Source organism: Pseudoduganella sp. RAF53_2, from assembly GCF_052113985.1.
Lineage (GTDB): Bacteria > Pseudomonadota > Gammaproteobacteria > Burkholderiales > Burkholderiaceae_D > Rugamonas.
Genome location: NZ_JBFRDW010000544.1, coordinates 1 through 5,328, shown reverse-complemented (window position 1 = coordinate 5,328; position 5,328 = coordinate 1). Strand labels below are relative to the sequence as shown.

The window sequence follows — 5,328 nt, the reverse complement described above, 5'->3', positions numbered from 1 at the left end:
GTGGCTACTGTACGCCGGGCCAGATCTGCTCCGCCACCGCGCTGCTGGAAGAAATGCAGGCGGGTACGGCAAGTGCAGTCACGCCGGATGTGCGCGTGAAGTCCCCGGCCTTTACCGATGACGAAATCCGCGAGCGCATGAGCGGCAATATCTGCCGCTGCGGCGCCTATCCCAATATCGTGGCCGCGATTCGCACCGTGGCGCTGAAAAAGGTCTGAGCCATGCAAGCGATATTCTATGACCGGGCTCGCAATATGGACGAAGCGTTGCGTCTCGCTCAGCAACCGGGTGCGCGTTTCATCGCAGGCGGCACCAATCTGCTGGACCTGATGAAGGGCGACGTCGAGCATCCACAGCGTTTGATCGATGTGAGCCGCGCCGGCATGGACGCGATCACCGAGCTGCAGGGCGGCGGCTTGCGCATCGGCGCCACAGCGCGCAACAGCGATATGGCCAATCATCAGCTGGTGCGCGAGCGCTATCCATTGCTGACGCGCGCGCTGCTGTCCGGCGCATCGGGCCAGCTGCGCAATATGGCGACCACGGGCGGCAATCTGATGCAACGCACGCGCTGCCCTTATTTCACCGATACCGCCTTCGGCCAATGCAATAAGCGCGAGCCCGGCTCCGGCTGCGGTGCGCGCGAAGGCTACCATCGCATGCACGCCATTCTCGGCGCCAGCCAGGCCTGCATTGCCGTCAATCCCTCGGACATGAACGTGGCACTGGCCGCGCTGGACGCTGTGGTCGTGGTGGCCGGGCAGGGCGGCGAGCGCCGCATTCCCATCAGCGAATTCCACCGCCTGCCGGGTGATACGCCGCAATTCGATACGGTCCTCAAGCCGGGCGAGCTGATTACCGCCGTCGAGCTGCCGCCATCCAGGCTTTCGAAGAACAGCCACTACCTCAAGGTGCGCGACCGCGCCAGCTATGCCTTTGCGCTGGTGTCCGTCGCTGCTGGACTGGAAATGGATGGCAATGTGATTCGCCAGGCGCGTATTGCACTGGGCGGCGTGGCACACAAGCCCTGGCGCGTGCCTGAGGCAGAAGCGCTGCTGCAAGGCCAGCCGCTGGACGATGAGCGCAGCCGCCAGGCCGCGATGCGTCTGCTGCAAGGCGCCCAGCCGCTGCCGGAAAACCGCTACAAGGTCGAAATGGCGCAGCGCGCAGTGGTACGCGCACTGCGTATTGCAGGAGAAAGCGCATGAGTATCGTCGGACAAGGCATGAACCGCACGGACGGCCGCCAGAAAGTCACGGGCACGGCTACCTTTGCAGCGGAACACCAGCTGCCGCGCATGGCGCACGCCGTGATGGTGCTCAGCACGATTCCGAAAGGCCGCATCAGCGCCATCGATACTTCGCGCGCCGCGCACATGCCGGGCGTGCTGACCGTGCTGACGCACCAGAACGCCCCGCACCTGCCGCGCACCAAGCCGGGCGAGGGCGACATGCCGCCGCCGCCGAAGATCAACCTGCTGCAGGACGCGGTAGTGCAGTACAACGCGCAGCCCATCGCGGTCGTGGTGGCGGATACCCTGGAGCAGGCGATGGATGCCAGCCGCGCCGTGCGCGTGAGCTATGCAAGGCAGCCTGCGGTACTGGATTTCAATGGCGCGAAGGCGCATCCGAAAATACCGAAAGAAGATCCCGAACGTCCGTCCAGCAGCAGCCGAGGGAAAGTCTCGGCTGCGCTGTCCGGCGCTGCAAAGCGCTTCGAGGCGACCTACACCACGCCCATCGAGAACCACAACCCGATGGAGCCGCATGCGACCATCGCGGCATGGGATGGCGACCGCCTGACGCTGTATGACGCCACGCAGAATATCTCCGGCGTGAAGAAAGCGGCGGCCAAGGATCTTGGCATCTCGCCGGACAAGGTGCGCGTGGTTTGCCCCTTCACCGGCGGCGGTTTTGGCTGCAAAGGCAGCATGTGGTCGCACGTGGTGCTGGCGGCGATGGCCGCCAAAGCCGTAGGCCGTCCCGTCAAACTGGTGGTGGAGCGCACGCAGATGTTTGCGCCGGTCGGCGCACGGCCGATGACCGAGCAGCACTTCCAGCTTGGCGCCGGCGCGGACGGCAAGCTGGCCGCGATTGCGCATCATTCGATTTCGCATTCCTCGTTCCAGGACGATTTCGTCGAGCCCTGCACCACGCCCACGCGCATGCTCTACGCTTGCGACAACTGCGATACGACGCAAAGGCTGGCGGTGCTGAATCTCGGCGTGCCGACCTATATGCGCGCGCCGGGCGAATCGACCGGCACATACGCGCTGGAGTGCGCGATGGACGAACTGGCCTACGCGCTGAATATGGACCCGCTGGAGCTGCGCCTGCGCAATTACGCCGACAAGGACCCGGAAAAGAATCTGCCCTTCAGCAGCAAGAAGCTGCGCGAATGCTACGAGGTGGCAGCCAAACATTTTGACTGGGCCAGGCGCAATCCGATTCCCGGTTCGATGCACGCCGGGCGCATGCTGGTCGGCTGGGGCATGGCCACGGCTACCTATCCGGCGCACCGCCTGCCGGCCAAGGCCTGGGCCAGCATCCAGCCGGACGGCACGGCCATCGTGCGCTGCGGCTCGCATGACCTGGGCACGGGCACTTATACCGTGATGACGCAGGTGGCGGCCGATGCGCTGGGACTGCCGCCGAGTAAGGTGAAGTTCGAGTTGGGCGATACCACGATGCCGCAGGCACCGGTTTCCGGCGGCTCGATGACGGCCGCCAGCATCGGCCCGGCCGTGCATCAAGCCTGCCTGGGCGCGCGGCGCAAGCTGACCGAAATGGCGGTGGGTGATGAAGTCTCGCCGCTGAAAGGCGCCGATCCGGCCAAGGTCGATGCGCAGGACGGCTGGCTGATTTTCCGCGATGYGCCGGAGCGCAAGGAACCGATGGCAGCCATCATGGCGCGCCACGGCGGACAGCCGGTCGCGGCGGACGGCGAGGCCAAGCCTGGCATTGAAAAGAAAGAGTTCTCCTCGCACTCTTTCGGCGCAGTCTTCGTCGAAGTGTTCGTGGACCCGGACCTCGGCACCGTGCGCGTGCCGCGCATTGTGGCGGCCTACAACGTGGGCAAGCTGCTCAATGCGAAGACGGGCCACAGCCAGCTGATGGGCGGCATCGTATGGGGCCTGGGCATGGCGCTGACGGAGAAAACGGAGATGGACTGGCACCACGGCCGTGCCGTGAACGCCAACCTGGCGGACTATCACGTGCCGGTGAATGCGGACGTGCCGGGCATGGACATCATCGTGGTGGAAGACAGCGACACCAACTTCAACGAGCTTGGCATCCGCGGCATTGGCGAGATCGGGATTACCGGCGTGGCCGCCGCTGTGGCCAACGCGGTATTCCACGCAACCGGCAAGCGCATTCGCGACTTGCCGATCACGCCGGACAAACTACTGGTTTAGAGCAGCACCTTCTTCAGCCAGGCGCCGATGTGGTCCACTTCTTCCTGGCACAGCGAGTGCTGCATGTAATACTCGTGCCACTCGACCTGGTAGCCCAGCGACAGCAACAGGTCTTTCGACGCGATGGCGCGCTGCACCGGGATCACCGGGTCCATGCGGCCATGCACCATGAAGATCGGCGTTTGCGTGCTGACGGCGCTGCGTTCGGCGGCCACCTTGTCGGCCAGCGGCACATAGCCGGAAAGGCACATCAGGCCCGCCAGCTGTTCAGGATGGCGCAGGCCGGTTTGCAGGGTCATCGCGCAGCCTTGCGAGAAGCCGGCCAGGATGATGCGGTTGGCCGGAATGCCGCGCGCCTTCTCACGCTCGATCAGCGCTTCCACCAGGATCTGCGATTCGCGCAGGCCTTTCTCGTCTTCCTGGCGGCCCAGGTCGGTGTGGATGATGTCGTACCAGGCGCGCATCACGTAACCACCATTGATGGTCACCGGCATGGTGTTCGCATGCGGGAAGATGAAGCGGATGCCTGGCAGGCCTTTCAGGTCCAGTTCATCGACCAGGGGCACGAAATCGTTGCCGTCGGCRCCCAGGCCGTGCATCCAGATGATGGAGACTTCAGGGTTGTCGGAAGTGCTGACTTCGATGTGGTCGAGTACGTGGGTCATGCGGTAGTCCTTATTTGCTGCGGTCGGCGTCCTTCAAGCCTTCCAGCGTTTCCTTGATGGCTTTCGGCTGGCCGGGCAGGTTCATGACCAGCGCCGCGTGACCGTCAATTTCGCGGATCACGGCAGTCTGGCGCGACAGCACGGCAGTCGGCACGAAATGCAGCGAGATGGCGCGCATCTGTTCGCCGAAGCCCGGCATTTCCTTGGTGCCGATGGCCAGCGTGGCTTCCGGCGTCACGTCGCGGCGTGCCGGGCCGGTGCCGCCGGTGGTCAGAACGAGATGGCAGCGCGCCTGGTCCACCAGCTCGGTCAGCGTGGCTTCGATCCGGGCGCGCTCGTCCGGAATCAGTCGTGTCTCAACGCGGAAGGGCGTGGTCAGTGCAGTGCGCAGCCAGCCTTCCAGCGCCGGGATGCCCTGGTCCTGATACACGCCTTCGCTGGCGCGGTCGGAAATCGAGACCAGGCCAATCATCAGCTCAACCTCGAGTTCCGGTTCATTCGTCATTTTCTTCGCCTTCTTCTTCAGCTTCCTCGTCATCCGCGGACTTGGCGGCAGGCTTTTGCAGGTCCTTCAGGATCTGGAAGATTTCGCGGTAGGCCTTGGGCGGCTTGTTCTCGGCCTGCTCCTTGCGGGCATTGCGGATCAGGGCGCGCAGGTGCTGCACGTCCAGCTGCGGATGCTCTTCCAGCAGGGCGGTCAGGGCCTTGTCGTCGGCCAGCAGCTTCTCGCGGCGGCGCTCCAGCGCGTGCAGGGCGGCGGTATCGGCCTTGGAGGCGCCTTTCCAGCCCTCGATGGTGCGGCGGATCACGGCCACTTCCTCTTCCGTCAGGCCACGCATCTTCTTGCCGACAAACTGCAGCTGACGGCGGCGGCCTTCGTGATTCTTGATATTCTGGCATTCCAGAATGACATCGCGCACGTCTTCCGGCATGGGCACGCGCTTCACGCGGTCACGTGGCGCTTCCACCAGTTCGCGGCCCAGGTCTTGCAGGGCGTCCGACTGGCGCTTCATTTCGGTTTTGGATGGGCGTTCGTATTCTTGTTCGAACTCGCTCGACTGGAAGCCGACGGCCCCGCGGTTTGCATTTGGCATAGTGACAAAAGGCTCGCTGGTGTAGCGAGCCTGTAAAAACAGTAAACGGCTGCTATGATAACTGTTTTAGTGCGACACGTTCGCGATCGCCGCCTTCGCGGCATAAAGTATTTACAGAAGTACCATCCTGCACGTCACGCGGCAAGTCATTGAT

Annotated in this window: 5 protein-coding genes and 1 pseudogene; 3 read left to right on the top strand and 3 right to left on the bottom strand. The window is 64.0% G+C overall.

The features are described 5' to 3' along the window. The 3 genes from AB4Z11_RS25015 to AB4Z11_RS25005 all read left to right on the top strand — a co-directional run. On the top strand, window positions 1-218 hold a 218-nt coding region (locus AB4Z11_RS25015), incomplete at its 5' end, for a 2Fe-2S iron-sulfur cluster-binding protein (protein ID WP_442028472.1). Window positions 219-221: 3 nt separating this feature from the next. Beyond that, window positions 222-1,208, top strand: a complete 987-nt coding sequence (locus AB4Z11_RS25010) for an FAD binding domain-containing protein (RefSeq protein ID WP_442028470.1) — start codon at window positions 222-224, stop codon at window positions 1,206-1,208. Continuing rightward, entirely contained in the window at window positions 1,205-3,415 is a 2,211-nt protein-coding gene (locus AB4Z11_RS25005) for a xanthine dehydrogenase family protein molybdopterin-binding subunit (protein WP_442028468.1), read from the top strand. Before AB4Z11_RS25010 ends, AB4Z11_RS25005 begins: the two co-directional genes overlap by 4 nt. Here the strand turns inward: AB4Z11_RS25005 and AB4Z11_RS25000 are convergent. From AB4Z11_RS25000 to yjgA, 3 genes and pseudogenes are all read right to left on the bottom strand, one after another. Then, a complete protein-coding gene (locus AB4Z11_RS25000) occupies window positions 3,412-4,080 on the bottom strand; it encodes an alpha/beta hydrolase (protein WP_442028467.1) in 669 nt (222 codons plus the stop codon). The two genes, AB4Z11_RS25005 and AB4Z11_RS25000, sit on opposite strands and share 4 nt — an antisense overlap. Window positions 4,081-4,102: 22 nt before the next feature. Continuing rightward, window positions 4,103-4,585 (bottom strand): annotated as a pseudogene (gene mog, locus AB4Z11_RS24995) (molybdopterin adenylyltransferase); the annotation flags it as partial. Beyond that, on the bottom strand, window positions 4,575-5,174 hold the full coding sequence (yjgA, locus tag AB4Z11_RS24990; RefSeq protein ID WP_442028465.1) for a ribosome biogenesis factor YjgA: 600 nt from the start codon (window positions 5,172-5,174) through the stop codon (window positions 4,575-4,577). The gene yjgA and the pseudogene mog, both read right to left, overlap by 11 nt. Window positions 5,175-5,328 lie beyond the last annotated feature (154 nt).

Bases quoted from the DNA above. Each gene is read 5' to 3' on its own strand.
- yjgA (WP_442028465.1), bottom strand. From the start codon at position 5,174: ATGCCAAATGCAAACCGCGGGGCCGTCGGCTTCCAGTCGAGCGAGTTC.
- AB4Z11_RS25010 (WP_442028470.1), top strand. From the start codon at position 222: ATGCAAGCGATATTCTATGACCGGGCTCGCAATATGGACGAAGCGTTG.